Raw genomic sequence first — 21,283 nt, forward strand, 5'->3', positions numbered from 1 at the left:
ACAGTCAGAAGAAAGGGAGATAGAAATGAGAAAGAACAAAGGGTTTATTCAATTACTGCTTACATTCAGTATATTGGCATTAATTTTAGCTGGATGCGGAGCAAACAATACTGCAAGCAACAATGGAACAGGTGAAAACAGTTCCAAAGATAATGACGCAGTGAAAACGGAAGAGTCTACCGAATACACGGTTCAACATGCTATGGGGGAAACAACGATTGAAGATACGCCCAAAAAAGTTGTGGTGCTGACAAACGAAGGAACTGAAGCTGTACTGGAACTTGGCGTAACGCCAGTTGGTGCTGCTAGTCCTGGTGTAGGGACTGAATGGTATGCTCATATCAAAGAACAAATGGAAGGGGTAACGGAGCTTGGGGAAGAAACAGCACCAAACCTTGAGACCATTGCAAGCCTTCAACCTGACTTGATTATTGGTAACAAGATCCGTCATGAAGAAATCTTTGAACAATTAGAAGCGATTGCACCAACTGTATTCTCTGAAGATTTAGCAGGAGACTGGAAGCAAAACTTTGAATTATATGCAAAAGCGTTGAACAAAGAGGCAGAAGGTAAAGAAGCAATGGCAAACTATGACAAACATGTGGAAGAAGTAAAAGGGAAGTTAAGCGATAAATTGGATATGGAAGTTTCGGTTGTCCGTTTCTTGCCAACAACGGTTCGTATATATCAAAAAGATACATTTGCAGGGACAATCCTTTCTGACTTAGGGTTTGCACGCCCAGAAGCACAAGATAAAGAAAATTTCATGGAAGTCATTACAGAAGAACAAATGAGCAGCATGGATGGAGACGTTATGTTCTACTTCAATGCCGACTATGATGAGGAAAAAGGCGGAACCAAAATGCAAGAAGCTTGGATGCAGCATCCTCTTTATGAAAAGCTAAATGTTGCACAAACGGATTCTGCGTACAAAGTAGATGAAATCATTTGGAACCTGTCTGGTGGAATTAAAGCGGCAAATCTTCTATTAGAAGATATTGTGAAGTACATGGAAGAAATGTAAGGAAGAATAGGGAAGGTTGACATATGCTGTCAGCCTTCTTTTTATAGAAGGAGGGAGAAGATGGAACTTCAAGAACAGGCGTGGACGTGGGAACAGATGGAGAATTTCTTTTACGTGTCGAAAGAAGAGAAAACGGATGTTGTCTGGGAATGTCGGATAAGTGAGTTGGGGGATCCTGAAACTCTACAAACACTTCTAGAACTTTATGGAGAAGGAATTAAGGCAACGACAAAAGATGTCACGGTGATGTATCTTTCAGGCTGGTTTGGATATTTATGTGGGGCTATGCATTTTTTGTCTTCTGTGGACTGGATGATTACTTCAGAAAATATTAAATTGCAACTATATAAACATCAACGTGGGATGATGCTTATCTCATTTGTCGTTCATTCTGAAGCCTTAGTTAAAGAAAGAGAGAAAGTGTGGGTAGAGGAATTTTATGAGCAAAACATGAAGCCCGCTTTTATACAGATGCAAACTATGTCAACGAACAACCACCTTTTACATATGTGGTATCAGGCGACACATAGCCTCTATTGGATTACAGATCGCATGAAACATTCAAATCTGCCTAAGCACTATGTTATGCAATTCGAAGAAAACGTAGAGATGTTTAAAAAAGTAACTCCAGCCTCTTGCATGGGAGTGGGGAGCGCAAAACATCCATATGCAAAAGAATTAATATTTATTGATAACCCTTGGGATTTGAATGACCCGATGCCGTTAAAGCCTTCATGTTGTCTGGCTTATCAAACAGAGGGCGGTCACTTATGTTTTACCTGTCCGAAAATGAAAAAGTCGGAACGGCAAGAGAAATTTAATAAAGTGTTAGCAGAGCAATCGACAACAAGTTAAAGATGTCGAATGCTTTTTTTAGTGTTCCCGCGAAAATTTCATCGTGACTTTTTAAAACAAGGTGTTGTACAATAATTCACAATATTCGTTTTTTTGCGAAAAGAAAGGAGCGGTAACATTGGCAAGAGCATTACAAACAAGAGTGACTACAAAAGAAGTAGAGCATGCCTATGAGGTGCTGAAGGATGTGGTTGTCAGAACCCCGCTTCAGTTGGATACCATTCTATCAGAACGATATAACTGTAAAGTGTACTTGAAACGGGAAGATCAACAGGTGGTAAGATCCTTTAAGATTAGGGGAGCCTACTATTCGGTCCATAGTTTAACAGAGCAGCAACGAGCAAAAGGGGTAGTCTGTGCGAGTGCAGGTAACCATGCCCAAGGAGTTGCCTTTGCGTGCAAAAAGCTCGGTATAAAAGGGAAGATTTTTATGCCAACTACTACACCAAGACAAAAAGTGTCACGCGTAGAGTTTTTTGGTGGAGAGTTTACCGAAGTGGTTCTTACAGGTGACACGTACGATGATTCTTATCAGAAGGCGATGGAAGTTTGTGAAATGGAAGGGATGAAGTTTATCCACCCTTTTGACGATCGGTTAACGATTACCGGTCAAGCCACTGTAGGTTTGGAGATTTCTGAACAGTTGCAAGAGGAATGTTCCCATGTGTTTATGAGTATTGGTGGTGGGGGACTGATCTCAGGTGTGGGATCCTATCTGAAAGACAAGCGCCCTAATACAAAATTGATTGGTGTGGAACCATTCGGTGCTCCAGGTATGAAGCAATCATTGGCTCAAAATGAAGTGGTGCGATTGAATGAGATTGATAGCTTTGTAGATGGAGCGGCTGTAAAGCAGGTGGGAAAACTGCCTTTTGAGCTGACAAAAGACCTTGCTGATGATGTGGTATTGGTACCAGAAGGGAAAGTGTGTACCACCATCCTGAATCTTTACAACGAAAACGCCATAATTGCCGAGCCTGCGGGGGCATTGTCTATTGCAGCTCTTGATTTTTACAAGGATGAGATTGCCGGGAAGACAGTAGTCTGTATTGTGAGCGGGGGCAACAATGATTTGGACCGCATGCAGGAAATGAAAGAAAGGTCTCTAATCTATGAAGGGCTTAAACATTATTTCATTGTGAATTTCCCACAACGTGCAGGGGCATTGCGAGAATTTATGGAAGATGTCTTGGGAGAGACAGACGATATTACACGTTTTGAATACACCAAGAAAAATAACAGAGATAAGGGGCCGGTGTTGGTTGGCGTCGAATTACGAAAGCCTGACGATTATTTTGCCATTATTGAACGAATGGAAAAGAAAGGCTTCACCTATATCGAGATTAACAAAGATAAGCAGCTGTTTAATTTATTAATATAATTATAGTTTGTCTAGAAAAAGAGCGGGATAACCCGTTCTTTTTTTATGTTTTGAGAGAAAAAAAGAAGGGTATGTAAAAAAATTTAACAAACATTTGTAAGCGTTTTCTTTGTTTACAGGGCGAAAATGAAAGCGTTTTAATATTATCAGTAAAATTAGAATTATCTGAAATTAGGTGTTGACTGCCTGTATAGACGGTATTAAAATAACATCAACTCAAAGAAACATTGATAAATGAAATAACATTTCACATATCAGAAGGGTGTCTAGGGTTCCGGTGATTTCAGGAAAGTAAAGTGGTAGTGCAAGAAAGAAATAACTTGCATTCTCATCCCAATTTTCCAATCATGTCTGGTCCGAGCGATACCAGCACGATCTTGACAGATGGTGTACACCGCGAGGAAAAAAGCCTCTACGGATAGGTTCTGATGAACGCTTGACGTTTATTCAACCTGACCAAGGGGCAACTTTTAAACTGTTATATGTCAGAATATTCAAACAATAAAAAGTGAAAAGAGGAGATTAGCTATGTGTAGATACATCTATATGAATGGTCAGCTAGTAGAAAAAGAAAAGGCAGTTGTATCTGTATATGATCATGGATTCCTATATGGCGATGGCGTATTTGAAGGAATCCGAATGTATAACGGAAATGTATTCCGTCTTCGCGAACATCTTGAAAGATTGTACGATTCTGCAAGGTCTGTATTATTGGACGTCCCCTATACTATGTCTGAACTGGAAGATATTATCGTTGAGACTCTCAGAAAGAACAAATTGCATGATACGGCCTATATTCGACTAGTCCTATCAAGAGGAGTCGGCGATCTCGGTTTAGATCCCACAAAATGCAAAACTCCAAATCTAATTGTCATTGCTGAGCAACTGGCATTATTCCCAAAAGAACTGTACGACGTAGGAATTACAATGGTAACCGTTCCTACCCGTAGAAACCGTCCGGATATCTTAAGTCCGAAAGTTAAATCACTAAACTATTTAAACAACATCATGGTAAAAGCAGAAGCAAATATGGCGGGTGCCAATGAAGCACTAACACTTAACACAGAAGGTTATGTAGCAGAAGGATCGGGGCAGAACATCTTTATTCTAAAGGGCAACAAACTATTAACGCCGCCAAGCTATGTTGGGGCACTCGAAGGCATCACGCGAAATGCCATCATCGATCTCGCTAATGAAATGGGCTATGACGTTCGAGAAGAACCGTTTACTAGGCACGATGTATATGTAGCGGACGAAGTGTTCTTAACAGGAACCGCGGCTGAAGTAATCCCGGTCATCAGTTTGGACGGCAGAAAAATCGCAGACGGAAAACCAGGAAAAGAAACCCACAAAATCCTAAACCGCTTCCGCCAACTTGTCGTAGAAGACGGCCACAAAGTCTATCCAGAAGAAACCCAAGTAGGCTGGGAAATCAACGGCGGAGTGTTGTTGGGTGAAGCGTTGAATCATTAAAAAGATAAAGAGGGGTCTGACCCTCACTGCATTAAAGCAATAAAGAGGGGTCTGACCCCTCTCAAAGGAGTGAAGCAGCTGATGAGAAGTAATACGATCAAGAGAGGTATCGATAGAGCACCACATAGAAGTTTGTTGCATGCAGCGGGCGTTAAGGCGGAGGATATGGATAAGCCGTTCATTGGTGTCTGTAACTCTTATGTGGATATCATCCCTGGGCATATGCATTTAAATAAGTTCGCTGAAGTGGTAAAGGAAGCAATCAGGGAAGCTGGGGGAGTTCCTTTCGAATTTAATACAATCGGAGTGGATGATGGAATTGCGATGGGGCATATTGGAATGCGCTATTCCTTACCAAGTAGAGAGCTGATTGCAGACTCAGCAGAAACAGTAATCAACGCCCACTGGTTTGATGGCGTCTTTTACATCCCCAATTGTGACAAAATCACACCAGGCATGCTGATGGCAGCGGCTAGAACCAACGTACCTGCTGTTTTTGTATCAGGCGGACCGATGGAAGCAGGTAGAACGAAGGATGGAAAACCATTATCACTTGTATCCGTCTTCGAAGGAGTAGGAAGCGTCCTATCCGGAAAAATGTCCCGTGAAGAGCTGCTAGAAATTGAATCTAGTGCGTGTCCAACATGCGGTTCCTGCTCAGGGATGTTTACGGCAAACTCTATGAATACACTGATGGAAATGCTCGGAGTAGCCCTACCTGGTAACGGTACCATGGTGGCAACATCAGACGGAAGACATCAACTGATCAAAGATGCAGCCAAGCATCTCATGCGACAAATTGAAGAAGATGTAAGACCGAGGGATATCATCACAAAAGAAGCAATCGACGACGCTTTTGCACTGGATATGGCAATGGGCGGATCGACCAATACCGTCCTACATACACTTGCCATCGCACACGAAGCTGGAATTGAATATAAACTTGAAGACATCAATAAGATTGCCGAAAGAGTACCTTATCTTTGCAAAGTTAGCCCTGCATCAGACTATTCCATGGAAGATGTACATGAGGCTGGAGGAGTAAGTGCTATCATCAAGGAGCTTTGTCAAATGGAAGGAGCTATCCATCCAGAAAGAATCACCATTTCCGGTCAAACCATCAAGGAAGTGGTAGATCATGCACAAATCGTAAACGACCAAGTAATCCGAAAGAAAGATAACCCATACAGTCCTGTTGGAGGACTAAGCATCCTGTTTGGTAATCTCGCGCCAAACGGAGGAGTCATTAAGGTAGGAGCGGTAGATCCGTCTATTAAGACCTTTACAGGAGACGCGATAGTTTTCGAATCACAAGAAGAAGCCCAAGAAGGAATAAATAGTGGGCAAGTTCGTGAAGGGCATGTTGTGGTAATCAGGTATGAAGGGCCAAAAGGGGGACCGGGAATGCCGGAGATGCTTGCACCGACATCCTCGATTGCAGGTCGAGGATTATCTACAAAAGTGGCACTTATCACAGATGGAAGATTTTCTGGTGCATCAAGAGGTATCTCCATTGGACATATCTCCCCGGAAGCGGCAGAAGGCGGACCAATTGCATTCGTGGAAAACGGAGACATCATCCAAATTGATTTGGAAAAACGCTCCATTCATCTATTAGTAGAGAGTGAAGAGTTAGAAGCAAGAAAGCAAGACTGGAAACAACCAGAATGTAAAGTGAAAAGCGGGTACCTTGCAAGATATGCAGCACTTGTGACTTCAGCCAATACTGGTGGAATCTTAAAAGTATAAGTTTTAAAAATAAGGAGGTGGAGAACGAATGAGTACAGTGGAAGAGAGCGGAACAAAGGTGGCGCAGAAGTTGCTGACAGGTTCACGGATGATTGTCGAAGCCTTAAAAGAAGAGAAAGTGGAAGTGATTTTCGGCTATCCAGGTGGCGCTGTACTAAACATTTACGACGCACTATATGACGGTGGTATTCCACATCTTTTAACAAGGCATGAACAAGGTGCCATCCATGCAGCGGAAGGGTACGCAAGGGTTACAGGGAGACCTGGGGTGGTCATTGCCACTTCTGGTCCTGGTGCCACCAATATCGTCACAGGACTTGCAGATGCTATGATAGATTCCCTCCCTCTTGTAGTCATCACAGGGCAAGTCAATTCACAAGTACTTGGATCAGATGCTTTTCAAGAGGCACCAATCTTAGGAATTTCGATGCCTATCACCAAACATAATTTTCAGGTCCAGGATGTCAAAGAGCTTCCAAGAATTTTTAAAGAAGCGTTCCATATTGCATCTACAGGTAGGCCGGGACCGGTATTGATTGACATACCAAAAGACATCACGGCTACTTCAGGGATTTACGACTATTCAAAAGCAGTGCACCTGCCTGGGTACAAGTTACAGACTGAACCTGATCCACAGGCAGTAAAAAAAGTAGCACAGGCCTTAAAGAAAGCGGAAAAGCCCGTCATTTTAGCTGGCGCAGGCGTTCTCCACAGTAAAGCAACTAATGAATTGAAGGAACTGGTTGCAAAAACGACAATTCCAGTAGCCAGTACATTACTTGGACTTGGCAGCTTTCCAGCAGACCACCCTCTATTTCTTGGAATGGCTGGGATGCACGGAACATATACGGCCAATATGGCCCTGTATGAAGCAGATTTAATCATTAATATCGGAGCAAGGTTTGATGACAGGTTGACAGGAAACCTGCAAGAATTCGCTAAGTTTGCAAAAGTGGTACATTTTGATATTGATCCATCCGAAATCGGCAAAAATGTTCCGACGGATTATCCAGTAGCCGGGGATGCAGCAAAGTCCCTTCAATTACTATTAAAAGAGTTACCAGAAACGGCGGATACAAGTAGTTGGCTCGAACAACTCCTTCAATCTAAAGAAGATTATCCGCTATGGTATGTAGAAGATGGAGAAACCTTCAAACCTCAAAAGCTTGTAGAACTTGTTCATGAACTAACAAAAGGAGAAGCGATTGTCACGACAGACGTTGGGCAGCATCAAATGTGGGCAGCGCAATTTCATGGATTTCAAAAACCGGATCGCTGGGTTACCTCCGGAGGACTCGGAACGATGGGTTTCGGTTTACCAGCAGCAATCGGCGCGCAGGTGGCAGAACGACCTTCTACAGTTGTAGCAGTACTTGGGGATGCTGGTTTCCAAATGACACTGCAGGAACTGGCTGTCCTGAAAGAATATAAACTTCCGGTAAAAGTTGTACTCGTAAACAATCAATCTATGGGAATGGTCCGACAATGGCAACAGCTCTTTTATAAAGAAAGATACTCAGAATCCTTACTGCCAAACCAACCGGATTACGTTAAACTGTCCGATGCTTTTGGAATCAAGGCTGCGGTTGTTCATAGTGAAGTAGAGTTCCGCACGGCATTTGCCGAAGCACTTGCTACAGATGAGCCATATTTATTAGATTGCCGGGTGACTCCAACGGAAAATGTGTATCCGATGATAGCTCCCGGAAAAGGAATTCAACAAATGGAAGGTGTGAAGCCATGAAGCGAACATTGTCGCTCCTAGTAAACAACCAGCTTGGAGTTTTGAACCGATTGACCAATCTGTTTTTGCGAAAGGGATTAAACATTGAAAGCCTGGCAGTAGCGCCTGTCAACGAATCTTCCATTTCCCTCATGACCATCGTCGTTAACGTGGTCGAGGAACAAGAAGTGGAAAAAATAAAGCTCCAACTAGACAAACAAATCGACGTCATCCAAATCACCGACATCTCCGAGCAAATCGCTCTAACAAATTAACGGAATATTCTTAATAATAAAGTGGTTTTACCCGTTGACTGGAGTGCAAGGTGTGAGACTCCTGCGGGGGATAACGGTAGGTTGAGACCCCTGAAGCGTTGTGAGGAGGCTCAAGCACCGGCCCGCGGAAAGCGAACACCTGAAACGAAGGTCATCGGGAGTTCATTCAAATACTGATATTTTCAAGGAGGAATTTCAAATGGCAGCACACATGTATTATAACGACGACATCTCCCAAGCAGCACTAAACGGCAAAAAGGTAGCAGTAGTAGGATATGGATCACAAGGCCATGCCCACGCACAAAATCTACGTGACAGCGGAGTAGAAGTAGTAGTAGGTGTTCGACCCGGCGGATCCTGGGAAAAAGCAAAAGAAGACGGATTCCAAGTATACTCCGTGGGAGAAGCAGTTGCCCAGGCAGACGTTGTAATGGTATTGCTACCTGACGAAAGGCAGCCCGAAGTATACAAACAAGAAATCGAACCACATCTAACAGAAGGGAAAGCATTGGCATTTGCCCACGGGTTCAATGTCCATTTCCATCAGGTAGTCCCTCCAAAAGACGTGGATGTATTCTTAGTCGCACCAAAAGGGCCTGGCCACTTAGTGAGACGTGTATATGAAGAAGGTGGCGGGGTACCTGCACTCTTTGCCGTCCATCAAAATGCATCAGGGGAAGCAAAAGAAGTTGCATTGGCCTATAGTAAAGCGGTAGGTGCAGGAAGAGCAGCAGTGATGGAAACCACATTTAAAGAAGAAACAGAAACAGATTTATTCGGAGAACAAGCAGTACTGTGCGGTGGAACAACTGCTCTAGTAAAAGCAGGATTTGAAACGTTGGTGGAAGCAGGTTACCAACCGGAAGTTGCTTACTTCGAGTGTTTACATGAACTTAAACTTATCGTAGATCTTTTATATGAAAATGGATTAGAGGGAATGCGCTACTCTATCTCAGACACTGCTCAGTGGGGTGATTTTACCGCAGGACCACGAGTGGTAAACGACGGAACAAAGGATGAAATGAGAAAAATCCTTTCGGAAATCCAATCCGGTCAATTCGCAAAAGGATGGGTGCTTGAAAACCAGGCAAACCGCCCAATGTTCCACTCCATCAATGAACAAGAAAAACATCACCCACTCGAAGTGGTAGGAAGGGAGCTCCGCGCGAAAATGCCATTCATCCAATCGAAGAAGAAAGGAGTCGTTGGCAGTGCGAAAGGTTGACATATTTGATACAACCCTAAGAGACGGTGAACAGTCAGCCGGAGTGAATCTTCACCCCCACGAGAAATTAGAAATAGCCATCCAGTTAGAAAAATACGGTGTAGATGTCATGGAGGCAGGGTTTCCTGCTTCCTCCTACGGGGACTTCCAAGCAGTCCAGCAAATAGCCAGAACCATCAAAAAGTCAAGAGTGGTAGGTCTCGCCCGTTCCGTAAAATCAGATATTGATGCCGTCTATGAAGCGGTGAAGGATGCTAAAAAGAATGGCGTTCACGTATTCTTGGCAACCTCCCCCATTCATATGGAGTATAAGTTAAAGAAAAAGCCGAAAGAAGTAGTGGAGGCAGCTGTTCAGGCAGTCGAATATGCAAAACAATATTTCGACCATGTGCAATGGTCTGCTGAAGACGCAACAAGAAGCGAATGGCCGTTCTTAGCTCATATTATTGAAAAGGTCATTGATGCCGGAGCAAATGTCATCAACCTTCCTGATACGGTAGGATACACGACTCCCCTTGAATATGCTCAACTAATCACATATATTCGCGAACATGTGCCGAATATCCATAAAGTAAAACTCTCAGCCCATTGCCATGATGACCTTGGAATGGCCGTTTCCAACTCACTCGCAGCCATCCAAAGCGGGGTCGATCAGATTGAGGGAACCATCAATGGAATCGGCGAACGTGCAGGAAATGCTTCCTTGGAAGAAATTATCGTTGCCCTTCAAATAAGAAAAGACGTGTACGAGGTGGAAACGAATATTGATTTAAAACAAACGGTCAGAACAAGCAATCTTGTCAGCAAACTGACCGGCATGATTGTTCCACAAAATAAAGCGGTTGTTGGGGCCAACGCCTTTGCACATGAATCAGGAATCCACCAGGATGGGGTGCTGAAAAACAAGAGTACCTATGAAGTGATCAATCCAGAGATGGTCGGTTTACACTCCAATAAAATGGTCCTTGGCAAGCACTCCGGCAGTCATGCCTTCAAGCAACGATGCGAGGAACTTGGATTATTTTTAAGTGAAGAAGAAGGAAAAAAGCTGTTTAAAGCATTCAAAGATCTTACAGTGAAAAAGAAAGAAGTTACCGAGGACGATATTTTTGCCTTGATGATGGATTCTTCCGTGAAGGGACTTTTCCCGCATTACCGAATGGAAACCCTACAAATCTCATATGGTTCCAATATTATTCCGACAACAACCATTGCCATTAAAACGGAGGACGGAGAAGTACTACAAGAATCCGCTACAGGTAAAGGCAGCGTCGAATCTGTATACAATACCATTTCTAGAATCCTGCAAAAAGAAATATCGTTGCTTGACTATCGCATTCAATCTACGACAAATGGTAGTGATGCGCTTGCAGAGGTGTATGTGAAAATAAACTGCGAAGGTGAAGTTTCAAGCGGTAGAGGAATAGAGCATGATGTGTTAGAAGCTTCTGCAAAAGCTTATCTGGATGCAGTCAATCGCTTATCGATAAAAGAAAAATTTTCAAGATACTCAGCAAAAGGGGTGGAGGTAGGATGAGCCAGTTTACCATTAGTGTCCTGCCTGGTGACGGTATCGGCCCGGAAGTGGTAAGGGAAGCGCTCCTTATATTAGAGCAGGTGGCCAAGAATTTTCAACATACATTTACATTTAACTATGGCAAGGTAGGGGGAGTTGCTGTCGATGAGACAGGAACTCCTCTTCCACAAGAGACGGTGGAATTATGTAAAAACAGCCACGCGGTCCTTTTAGGAGCGGTTGGCGGACCAAAATGGGATCAAGAAACCCCTGAAAGAAGGCCGGAAGCTGGATTGCTCGGGATTCGCAAGGCCTTGAAGCTTTACGCGAACCTTCGTCCTGTCACCTTGTTTGAATCACTTATCCATGCATCTCCACTAAAAAGAGAAGTAGTTCTAGATACTGATATTTTAATAGTCAGGGAACTGACAGGCGGCATTTATTTTGGCTCTCCACGTGAAAGAAGACAAGGAAGGGATGGGCTAGAGGTAATAGACACGCTTCACTATACAGAAAAAGAAATGGAACGTATCATCCGAAAAGGTTTTGATGTCGCGCAAGGAAGGAAGAAAAAACTTACCTCTGTTGACAAGGCTAATGTATTAGAAAGCAGCAGGCTTTGGAGGGAAACGGCCAACCGGGTCGCGAAAGAATACCCAGATGTCCAATTAGATCACATGCTAGTGGACAATGCGGCCATGCAATTAGTCAGAAACCCAAGACAATTTGACGTAATCGTGACTGAAAATATGTTTGGAGACATTTTAAGTGATGAAGCTTCTATGCTGACAGGCTCACTCGGGATGTTGCCGTCAGCAAGTCTCGGGGTAGGCGGTCCAGGCCTATACGAACCTATCCACGGTTCTGCTCCTGATATTGCCGGCAAGAATGTAGCCAATCCATTAGCTACCATCCTGTCAGCCGCTATGCTTCTAAGGCACTCCCTAGGCTTAGAAGAAGAAGCGGCCTCTGTCGAACGAGCTGTAGACCTCGCACTAGAAGAAGGCTACCGCACCCAAGACATCGGCTCAGAATGGGAACGCCTCCTCGGCACCGCCCAAATGGGAGAAGTCGTAAGAAGCTACCTGAGATCACCAATTAAGAGCTGATAACTAATTAACCTAGCTGTCGATTGGAGCAATGGGCGAAGACTCCGGCGGGAGGTAGCGGTAGCTTGAGACCCCGCAACGAAGTGAGGAGGCTCAAGCACACGCCCCGCGGAAAGCGAAGCCCAGTGCGGAAATCGACAGCGGTGTTAAGTAGGAAAATTAAAATTTCGGAAGGTGAGTGACATGCAGCCAAGAACACTATTCGAGAAAATCTGGGATCGTCATACAGTAGTAAAAGAGGAAAGCAAACCAAGCCTGTTGTACATTGACCTCCACTTGGTGCACGAAGTCACCTCTCCTCAAGCATTCGAGGGACTACGTCTATCAGGAAGAAAAGTAAGACAACCAGACCTAACATTCGCAACCATGGACCACAATGTCCCAACCATCAACCCATACCATGTGACAGACGAAATTGCCTCCAAACAAATGACCACACTAGAAGCAAACTGCAAAGAGTTTGGAATTAGACTCGCAGACCTTCACAGTGCAGAACAAGGTATTGTCCATGTAATCGGACCTGAACTAGGCTTAACATTACCAGGAAAAACAATCGTTTGCGGTGACAGCCATACCTCCACCCATGGAGCTTTTGGTGCTTTGGCATTTGGAATTGGTACAAGCGAAGTTGAGCATGTCCTTGCCACACAATGCTTGTGGCAATCAAAACCGAAAACATTAAAGATTGATTTTACCGGTCTCAGACCACTGGGAGTCTCTGCAAAAGATCTCATCTTAGCAGTGATTGCAAAGTACGGTACAGATTTTGGTACCGGTTATGTGCTTGAATTTACCGGAAAAGTGATTGAAGAGATGTCCATGGAAGAACGCATGACCATCTGTAATATGGCCATTGAAGCTGGTGCCCGCGCTGGACTTGTGGCACCGGATGAAACGACATTCTCCTATTTAAAAGGGAGGAAATATGCTCCTGTCGGAGAGGAACGCGACAAGGCGGAAGTGGATTGGTACTCGCTTCGTTCAGATGAAGGTGCGGTTTATGATAAAGAAATCCAATTTGACATTACTAATCTCGAACCGCAAGTCACATGGGGAACAAATCCATCCATGGGTACAAGTATCAGCGGGAAGGTTCCGGACCCAGCAACCATTGAAAATGAAGGGGAAAGAAAATCTGTCGCTCAAGCAATCGACTATATGGGTCTGACCCCTGGTATGAAGATTTCCGAAATCGCCATTGATTATGTATTTATCGGATCCTGTACCAATTCACGTATTGAGGATTTACGAAAAGCAGCTGAAGTGGTAAAAGGAAGGTCCGTTTCACCGCAAGTAACCGCGCTTGTCGTGCCAGGTTCCAAACAAGTGAAAAAACAGGCGGAAGAAGAAGGCCTTCATGAAGTGTTTTTAGAGGCAGGATTTGAATGGAGAGAGGCCGGTTGCAGCATGTGTCTCAGCATGAACCCGGATGTTGTCCCAGCAGGGAAAAGATGTGCTTCCACCTCCAACAGAAACTTTGAAGGCCGACAAGGAAGAGGGGCCAGAACGCATCTTGTCAGTCCTGCAATGGCCGCCGCTGCTGCGATTAGCGGTAGATTCGTCAATGTAAATGAATGGCGATATGAAAAAGAGGAGGTCGTCTAATGGAAGCACTCATCAATCATATCGGAAAAGTAATCCCTTTAGATAAGGCCAACGTCGATACTGATCAAATAATTCCGAAACAATTTCTGAAGCGAATCGAACGAACAGGGTTCGGTCAATTTCTCTTTTATGATTGGCGTTTTGAAGCAAATGGGGAAAAGAATGACACCTTTGTCATGAACGATCCGAAATTTGAAGGTGCTTCCATTCTCCTGGCTCGAAAGAATTTTGGTTGTGGTTCCTCTCGTGAACACGCACCATGGGCACTGAAGGATTATGGAATCAAAGTGGTCATTGCACCATCTTTTGCAGATATCTTTTATAACAACTGCTTTAAAAATGGAATTCTGCCGGTTGTATTAAAAGAAGCAGAGGTGGAGGAGCTTTTTGAAAAAGCATCTAAAAACGTTCTTGAACTAGAGGTAGATCTTGAGTTACAAGAGGTTTGTGTTAAAAATGAAATGAAGTATCATTTTGAGGCAGATGAGTATCGAAAGCAGATGCTGTTAAAAGGACTGGACGATATCGGCCTGACGGAAATGTATACAGATGAGATTTATGAATATGAGCAAACAAGAAGAGTTTACTAGATTAGTGAAGACCATCGCCTTTTGAGTAAAGGCGGTGGTTTTTTGTTGAAAGATATGAAAGTATATAATTCGGTTGATTTCCGTTCCAGGCGCTTCGCTTGCCTGCGGGCGGTCCGTGAGCCTCCTCAGGCTTCGCCTTCCGGGGTCTCACCTGTCCCTTCCTCCCGCGGGCGTCTTCGCGCCTTCCACTCAAATCAACAAGGCGACTTCATTCAGCTAAAGGTTAATCTAAAAGAGTTAACTTAAAATAAAGTAACCTATCGTACAAGTAACTTCTAGCTGTGGATTGAAGCTAATGGCGAAGACTCCTACGGGGGAGTAGCGGCAATGTTGAGACCCCGCAGGCTTGCCGAGGAGGCTCAAGGTCGCCCCGTGGAAAGCGAAGCCATTAGCAGAAAGGAACAGCGATGATTAACCAAGGTTTATAAGACTGGGCGTTTCATGCCCGTTTTTTTTATGAATTTATTATATTAGGTAGAACCTAAACACCCGAAGCTTCGTCTGAAAAGGAAAAAATGTCTAATAGAAGCTTTCTAAACGCCCGAAGCTCTGTCTGAAGAGGAGGTAATGTCTAATAGAAGTAGTCCAACTAGGCATATTTTACTAATTATCCCTATTATTGAAACCAACTAGCAACCCCCCTCGTATTTAGAAGTGAGAAACAAAGAGTTTACTAGAAAATATTTACTTATGAACTTTTTGTTAATACTGTTATTTTTATCCTTTATAAGGGTAAAAGAAAATAGTCTATAAAACAACAGTGAACAGGAGAGGATTATGTGAAATCTTTGAAAATGATGCTTGTAAGTATTTTGGCTGTTATGTTACTTACAGCTTGCGGCAACACTTCCAATGGGGTCAACGGAAATGTTGAAGGGAATGCTGAAGCGGAAGAGACGACTAACGAAGAAACAACTAACTCTACCACAGATGTAGAGGAAGTTGATGCATCAGAGGAAACTGAAGAACAAGAAGCACTAACTGCAGAAGAAGTTCTGCAAAAGTCCACAGAAGCGATGGCTGATCTTTCTAGTTATTCCATGGAAATGATTTCTGATCAGGAAATTACCATGGCAGGGGAAGATACGATTAAGATGGTAACCACCACCACAACTGATATGTCATTAAACCCAATGGCAATGTATCAGGTAACTTCTATTGAAGATGCTGATGGAATGATGGAGGGCATGGAAAATGAATCGTATTTCTCAGAAGACGGTTTCTTTCTATACGATTCCATGGCTGGACAGTGGTTTAAAATGCCGGAAGAATTTACTGCACAGTTAAACGCAATGTCAGAAATGCAAACAAATCCGGCACAACAGTTAGAGATGTTAAAAGACTACACAGATGAAATCACCATGACGGAAGAAGAAGACCACTATGTGTTGAACTTTGAAGGATCTGGTGAACAATTTAATGAAATGGCAGGGATGATCGGCGGAATGATGGGAGATGACATGGGAGAAATGATGCAAGAAATGCTTTCCATGATGACTGTCAATCAATTAAGCTATTTAGTTCATATTGATAAAGAAAGCTTCTATCAAACGAAAGTATTATTAAATATGGATATGGAAATGGATGTGGATGGAGAAACAATCTCAAGCATTCAAGTGATGGATTCGACATTAAGCAACTTTGATGAAGTGGGGGAAATTACTGTCCCACAAGAAGTCATAGACAGTGCACAGGAAATTACCCAAGAAGATATGGAACAAATGGAACAACAAGGCAGCTACTAAAAAAATGGGAGGACCCAATAAAGGTTCCTCCCTTCTTTTACGTTATTCTTAGCTTTACAGGTTCATAGTCATACAGCTTTCCCTCATATACCCACTCCAACCGTTCGCTTTGCCTAAAATCATCAGGGGTAACAAGAGAGGGGAGTTTATCCCATAACTTGATACCTGAGCGGTGAAGAACATCTGAAACGAACTGGGAACAGAAATAACTGGAATCAATTTCTACCGGTTCATTGATGGAAACGCCGATTACACCAAGCAGATTATAGAACCATTTTGTTTCTTTCTTTCGAAAGACCCCAATGATTCTCCTCATTTTTTCTACTTCCCGTTGCGTAACGGTCATTTTGTATATAACACAAGTGGTGCCGGGATATTTTCTATAGGTTCCATTCTCTACATCTTCCCTGACAAAGCCTCCGTTAAAAGGGTTGCTTGGCCGCTTTCTACCAAAGCTGTACAACTCCTTTAAATCACCGTCAAAGGAAAGGGAGACATGATTATAAGGTGCTTTCGTATATTTTTTTATGGATTTGGTAAATAAGGTACCTGTATCAGTAAGTAATATGTAAACATATGTATCTTCCATCATCCCCAACACCTTTTTTAAAAATAATTTCTACCATTATATTATATAATTTCTCTTGACCAAAATTAACCATTAATTTCATAATAATAGGTAGATAGGGGGATTCTTATGTTTATTTTCGAGAAAGAGGCAGTCATCACGTTATTAGTTATTGCATTTGGATTAAGTGTGTTTAATATTATCTTTTACATAGTAAAAAGAAATACCACGTCTAAAGATTTTTCGGATTTATCGGTGAGGGTGAAAACGTGGTGGGGGATGCTTGCAGTATTTAGTATTGCGACGCTGTTTCATCCAATGGTATCTTTATTTGCCCTTATGTTTTTATGTTTTTTTTCATTAAAAGAGTATTTCTCGATATTGCGAACACGCAAGGTCGACAGGCAATTATTTTTGTGGGCGTATCTCTCTATTCCCATTCAGTTTTATTGGATCTATATCGGGTGGTATGGCATGTTCATTGTTTTTATACCAGTCTACGTATTTTTATTCTTGCCTTTACCGAGGATCCTTGGGAAAGGAACGGTCGGTTTTCTTCGCTCAGTATCATCTACTCAATGGGGGTTGATGCTGATGGTATTCGGACTGAGTCATTTAGCATTCTATCAAGTTGCAAGCCCAGAATATGGTGCAAACCTAGTGTTATATTTGGTTGTTTTGACACAATTGCATGATGTGATTCAATATTTAATTTCACTCTATATTGGAAAAAAGAAGGTTATCCCGTCATCCAATCCAAACATCACGTGGGAGGGTTTTCTGATTTCCACCTTTGTGACAACAGGAGTTTCCTATAATCTATTTGCCTATTTAACCCCACTAAATGAATTGTTTGGCATATTATCTGGTCTGATTATAAGTGTGGCTTGTTTTGGAGGAAGTTTGGCGGTATCGGTTTTAAAACGTGACCTTTTAGTGGGGGATGACGAAAAAGCGTCTGTTTTAAAGAAAAGCTATTTGACAAGGGTGGATAGCCTAGCATATTCTGCCCCAATTTTCTTTCACGTGATCCGGTACTATTTTGATTTTATGTAGGTTTTAGGGCTTGTTTATAAAGGGGGAAAAGAAATACATCTTTTGAATCACATAATTTTACATCTTGCCTAATATTTTACAATAACAGGATATTAGGAGGAATGATGTATGAAGCTGCTTATTTTTTGTGATCCGGGAATAGATGATGCACTTGCTTTGATCTATGCGCTGCTTCATCCTGAGATAGAAGTTCTTGGTCTTGTGTGCAGTTACGGAAATGTGGATAAGATTACTGCTGCTAATAATGCGGCCCATATTTTGCAATTGGCCGGCAGGATGGATATCCCGATATTTAATGGTGCAGAGATGCCGGTTTCCGGAGAACTTGCCAACTACTATCCAGAGATACATGGAGAAGATGGTATCGGCCCTATTAAAGTGAAAAAGGGGACCTACCAGTTTAGAATTCATAACCTTGGTGAGGTATTCGATATTATTAACCGAAATAAAGATGTAGTCATTGCCGACCTTGGCAGATCAACCACTTTGGCTGCTTGTTTTTTATTAAACAGGGAAGTGATGGGTAAGGTAAAAGAACTGCATCTTATGGGAGGAGCTTTCATGGTTCCGGGGAATGTTACCCCTGTAGCGGAAGCGAATTTCTTTGGAGACCCTACCTCAACCAATTTATTATTATCTCACGGTAAAAAAGTCTTCCTAACGCCTCTAAATGTCACTCAAAAGGCAATCATTACAAATGAGTATGGAGAAGCCCTTGAGTACTATAGTAAAAATAGATTTAAAGATATATACATTCCGATTATAAAATTTTATGCGAAGGCCTATTCAAAACTCGTACCTGGAATGGATGGTGCCCCTTTTCATGATTTGTTAACAATCTATTCTGTTGCCCATCCACAAAGAATGCAGTACTTGGCTAAAAAAGTGCATGTTGTGGTAGAAGGGAAGACAAGGGGCAAATCGTTTGCAGACTTCCGTCATATGGACTCGGATGATGAGAGTAAACATCACATTGCTTTAGGCTTCGACTACGAGCACTTTTTGCAAGAAATTTTTCAAAACTTAACAAGGCCTATATAATTAGAGAAGCTTCGTCAATGGAGGAGGTAAAAAAGTGACTACAGAGAAAGAAAAAATGCTTGCTGGAGAGTTATACAAACCATGGGATCCACAATTAATGGAGGAAAGAGTCAACGCAAGAAGGCTAAACCGCCTAATCAATGAAACTACAGAAACAGAAGGGGACCGAAGAGTCGAACTGCTAAAGGAGCTTTTCGGATCAACAGGAGAAAATGTCTTTCTTGAACCGAACTTCCGATGTGACTATGGATACAATATCCATGTAGGGGAAAACTTCTTCGCAAACTTTGATTGCTGCATTCTTGACGTGTGCAAAGTAGAGTTTGGGGATAACTGTATGCTTGCACCTGGCGTACATATTTACACCGCAACACACCCTATTGATCCTGTGGAAAGAAACAAAGGTTCTGAATACGGCATTCCTGTAAAAATTGGTCATAATGTTTGGATCGGCGGCAGTGCCGTAATTAATCCAGGAGTAACAATCGGTGATAACGTGGTTGTTGCATCTGGTGCCATTGTGACGAAAGACGTTCCTCCGAATGTAGTGGTTGGAGGAAATCCAGCACGCATTATAAAAGAAATCGAAGTAATATAAAGAATCTATCATTTTTTCTAGTAATCGTTGCATATAATGTAACGATTCTTCTTTTGTTTATCTATATTTTCAGTGGTTCTAGTTTAGCTGTGGAACTGTACATACTAGTGTATTTGGTGGGAGGGACGGTTTTGGAAAAAGAAGAGCATTCCTTATTTGATCAACCAATTATAGCCTTTGGCTTGCCGATACTTATTATGTTGTTTGGCGTGTTTTTGCTTGTAGAAGCACATAATTCTGGGAAATTGAAATATATCCCGGTGGTTTTCATTTTGCTTGGGTTATCTGAAATTATCCGTGCTGTAATGAGGCGCCATTATCGTCCCACGAAAAGAAAGCGTGCTGAAATCAATCAGAAAAGTGGACATGTAGCATACATTCTCATGGCTACAAGTGTGGTATGTTCCGTGTTGCTATTAATAATGAATCGAATTTCCGTGGAGATGGTTTTATACGTTCAGTTGTCGATGGCGATTGTAGTATATCCGTTGTTAAAATTAATATTACTTGTACGGCATTACTAAAGTGACGGGGGACCGTCACTTTTTAAGTTGTTTGATGGAGTAGAAGGTACCTCTCCAAATGATGCCGCCTCTGTAGAGAGTGAGGATGGTTGCTCGCGCAATACTGTAAATGAAAAGTAAGACAGTAACAGGGAATACAGTTAGATAGATATTTGCCCCTTTTGCCATCTTGTTAGCGGTTTGGTTGTAGGCAAGGAATAGCATCAAGATACTTAATAAGAAAATTAGTTGAGTGGTCCCAGTCGTCACAAACAAGGCTATAAAAGGGAAGAGTTGTGAGAGAAACAAACCACTTATAGCAAACAACACCATGAAGTAACTATAAAAAAGTCCTGCAAAGGTGTTCTTCTCTAATCCAACAAGTGCGGAACGCAGGTCAGGATACCATTCCACTTGCAGGTGGGTGAGCGCGAGAGCCAAGTGTTGCTTTTTTCCGGCCTCTTTGATCTGCCTCCCAAGCATCAAGTCATCATCTGGCCGCATTTTAATATTTCTATGCGTACCAATTTCCTCATAGGCATTTCTAGTTAAAAGGTTGAAAGCCCCGATTCCAATGGCAGATTTACTTTTTGGGTCATTGGATTTCCATGGTCTTTTAAAATAGCCAAAACCGAACAGAAAGAAAGAAACAAACGCATTAGTCCAGAAACTGCTTCCTTTTAGATTGGGGGCAAGGGTTAAATGGTCGAGTTTTTGGTTTTGAAAATATGTTATTGCTTTTGAGACGGTATCCTTCTCGAATATGATGTCTGCGTCGGTAAAAAGAATGTACTCGCCTTTGCTTTGAAGGAAGCCTTCGTACAATGCGTGGTTTTTCCCTAGCCACCCTTCACTTAGATGTTCAATATGGATGCATCTCATTCTCGGTTCGGTTTTTGCCATTCGATCAATTATGGAGCCAGTCTGGTCCGTAGAGCGGTCGTTTACGACAATCCATTCGATATTGGAATACGTTTGTTGAAATTGAGATAGCAGGCTAGCTTCTATATGCTTTTCTTCATCTTTCGCAGCGACGATGACGGAAAGAAGGGGACCTCTACTATGTAAACTAGTGTTTTCTTGAACATCTTCTATTTTCGTTGTTTTACTCATACCAATCTTTGCATCCAGCCATACAGCAAACCAGAACAGAAAGGTAAATATAGCTAGATAGAGCATCATGGACCCTCCAGTAGTTGATTCTTGTATTTTATCAGAAGGAAGATGCAAATAGCACATGGTAAGGT

At 42.5% G+C, this 21,283-nt stretch carries 19 protein-coding genes; 17 read left to right on the top strand and 2 right to left on the bottom strand.

Annotation, left to right across the window (positions count from 1 at the left end; genetic code table 11):
- Positions 1–25: 25 nt before the first annotated feature.
- The 13 genes from B4U37_RS08630 (at position 26) to B4U37_RS08690 (ending at position 16,270) form a co-directional block, all read left to right on the top strand.
- A complete protein-coding gene (locus B4U37_RS08630) occupies positions 26–1,024 on the top strand; it encodes an ABC transporter substrate-binding protein (RefSeq protein ID WP_088017896.1) in 999 nt (332 codons plus the stop codon).
- A gap of 60 nt (positions 1,025–1,084) precedes the next feature.
- On the top strand, positions 1,085–1,879 hold the full coding sequence (locus tag B4U37_RS08635; protein WP_088017897.1) for a (2Fe-2S)-binding protein: 795 nt from the start codon (positions 1,085–1,087) through the stop codon (positions 1,877–1,879).
- Between the two features lie 118 nt (positions 1,880–1,997).
- Positions 1,998–3,260: a threonine ammonia-lyase IlvA gene (gene ilvA / locus B4U37_RS08640; RefSeq protein ID WP_088017898.1), complete on the top strand. Its 1,263-nt coding sequence runs from the start codon at positions 1,998–2,000 to the stop codon at positions 3,258–3,260.
- A gap of 528 nt (positions 3,261–3,788) precedes the next feature.
- Positions 3,789–4,733 (top strand): branched-chain-amino-acid transaminase, encoded by a 945-nt coding sequence (gene ilvE, locus B4U37_RS08645; protein ID WP_010192582.1) that lies wholly within the window; start codon positions 3,789–3,791, stop codon positions 4,731–4,733.
- An 81-nt stretch (positions 4,734–4,814) separates the two neighbouring features.
- Positions 4,815–6,482 carry a dihydroxy-acid dehydratase gene (gene ilvD, locus B4U37_RS08650; RefSeq protein WP_088017899.1) on the top strand — a complete coding sequence of 556 codons (1,668 nt, stop codon included), beginning with the start codon at positions 4,815–4,817 and terminating at the stop codon, positions 6,480–6,482.
- A gap of 28 nt (positions 6,483–6,510) precedes the next feature.
- Complete coding sequence (ilvB, locus tag B4U37_RS08655; protein WP_088017900.1) at positions 6,511–8,226, top strand: biosynthetic-type acetolactate synthase large subunit; 1,716 nt, start codon at positions 6,511–6,513, stop codon at positions 8,224–8,226.
- On the top strand, positions 8,223–8,480 hold the full coding sequence (gene ilvN / locus B4U37_RS08660; protein WP_010192589.1) for an acetolactate synthase small subunit: 258 nt from the start codon (positions 8,223–8,225) through the stop codon (positions 8,478–8,480). The genes ilvB and ilvN overlap by 4 nt, the downstream gene beginning before the upstream one ends.
- Positions 8,481–8,679: 199 nt before the next feature.
- Entirely contained in the window at positions 8,680–9,705 is a 1,026-nt protein-coding gene (ilvC, locus tag B4U37_RS08665; RefSeq protein WP_063561348.1) for a ketol-acid reductoisomerase, read from the top strand.
- Entirely contained in the window at positions 9,692–11,242 is a 1,551-nt protein-coding gene (locus B4U37_RS08670) for a 2-isopropylmalate synthase (protein WP_088017901.1), read from the top strand. Before ilvC ends, B4U37_RS08670 begins: the two co-directional genes overlap by 14 nt.
- Entirely contained in the window at positions 11,239–12,330 is a 1,092-nt protein-coding gene (gene leuB / locus B4U37_RS08675; protein WP_088017902.1) for a 3-isopropylmalate dehydrogenase, read from the top strand. Before B4U37_RS08670 ends, leuB begins: the two co-directional genes overlap by 4 nt.
- Before the next feature lie 183 nt (positions 12,331–12,513).
- The gene (gene leuC, locus B4U37_RS08680) at positions 12,514–13,935 is read left to right on the top strand and encodes a 3-isopropylmalate dehydratase large subunit (protein WP_010192595.1); all 1,422 of its coding nucleotides are present in this window, start codon (positions 12,514–12,516) and stop codon (positions 13,933–13,935) included.
- Positions 13,935–14,525, top strand: a complete 591-nt coding sequence (gene leuD / locus B4U37_RS08685; RefSeq protein ID WP_088017903.1) for a 3-isopropylmalate dehydratase small subunit — start codon at positions 13,935–13,937, stop codon at positions 14,523–14,525. The genes leuC and leuD overlap by 1 nt, the downstream gene beginning before the upstream one ends.
- Positions 14,526–15,304: 779 nt before the next feature.
- Positions 15,305–16,270: a DUF6612 family protein gene (locus B4U37_RS08690; RefSeq protein WP_088017904.1), complete on the top strand. Its 966-nt coding sequence runs from the start codon at positions 15,305–15,307 to the stop codon at positions 16,268–16,270.
- 37 nt (positions 16,271–16,307) lie between these two features.
- Here B4U37_RS08690 and B4U37_RS08695 read toward each other — a convergent pair whose 3' ends face one another.
- The gene (locus B4U37_RS08695) at positions 16,308–16,862 is read right to left on the bottom strand and encodes a C40 family peptidase (protein WP_029326319.1); all 555 of its coding nucleotides are present in this window, start codon (positions 16,860–16,862) and stop codon (positions 16,308–16,310) included.
- Positions 16,863–16,967: 105 nt separating this feature from the next.
- Between B4U37_RS08695 and B4U37_RS08700 the strand changes: the two genes are divergently transcribed.
- The 4 genes from B4U37_RS08700 to B4U37_RS08715 all read left to right on the top strand — a co-directional run bounded on the left by B4U37_RS08700 (position 16,968) and on the right by B4U37_RS08715 (position 20,057).
- Positions 16,968–17,894, top strand: a complete 927-nt coding sequence (locus B4U37_RS08700; protein WP_010192603.1) for a phosphatidate cytidylyltransferase — start codon at positions 16,968–16,970, stop codon at positions 17,892–17,894.
- Between the two features lie 108 nt (positions 17,895–18,002).
- A complete protein-coding gene (locus tag B4U37_RS08705; protein ID WP_088017905.1) occupies positions 18,003–18,935 on the top strand; it encodes a nucleoside hydrolase in 933 nt (310 codons plus the stop codon).
- A gap of 34 nt (positions 18,936–18,969) precedes the next feature.
- A complete protein-coding gene (locus B4U37_RS08710) occupies positions 18,970–19,533 on the top strand; it encodes a maltose acetyltransferase domain-containing protein (RefSeq protein ID WP_010192608.1) in 564 nt (187 codons plus the stop codon).
- Between the two features lie 131 nt (positions 19,534–19,664).
- Entirely contained in the window at positions 19,665–20,057 is a 393-nt protein-coding gene (locus tag B4U37_RS08715; RefSeq protein WP_010192611.1) for a hypothetical protein, read from the top strand.
- Between the two features lie 15 nt (positions 20,058–20,072).
- Here the strand turns inward: B4U37_RS08715 and B4U37_RS08720 are convergent, their stop codons facing one another.
- Positions 20,073–21,218, bottom strand: coding sequence for a glycosyltransferase family 2 protein (locus B4U37_RS08720; RefSeq protein WP_088017906.1), 1,146 nt, complete (start codon positions 21,216–21,218; stop codon positions 20,073–20,075).
- Between the last annotated feature and the right edge of the window lie 65 nt (positions 21,219–21,283).

Source organism: Sutcliffiella horikoshii (assembly GCF_002157855.1).
GTDB lineage: Bacteria > Bacillota > Bacilli > Bacillales > Bacillaceae_I > Sutcliffiella_A > Sutcliffiella_A horikoshii_C.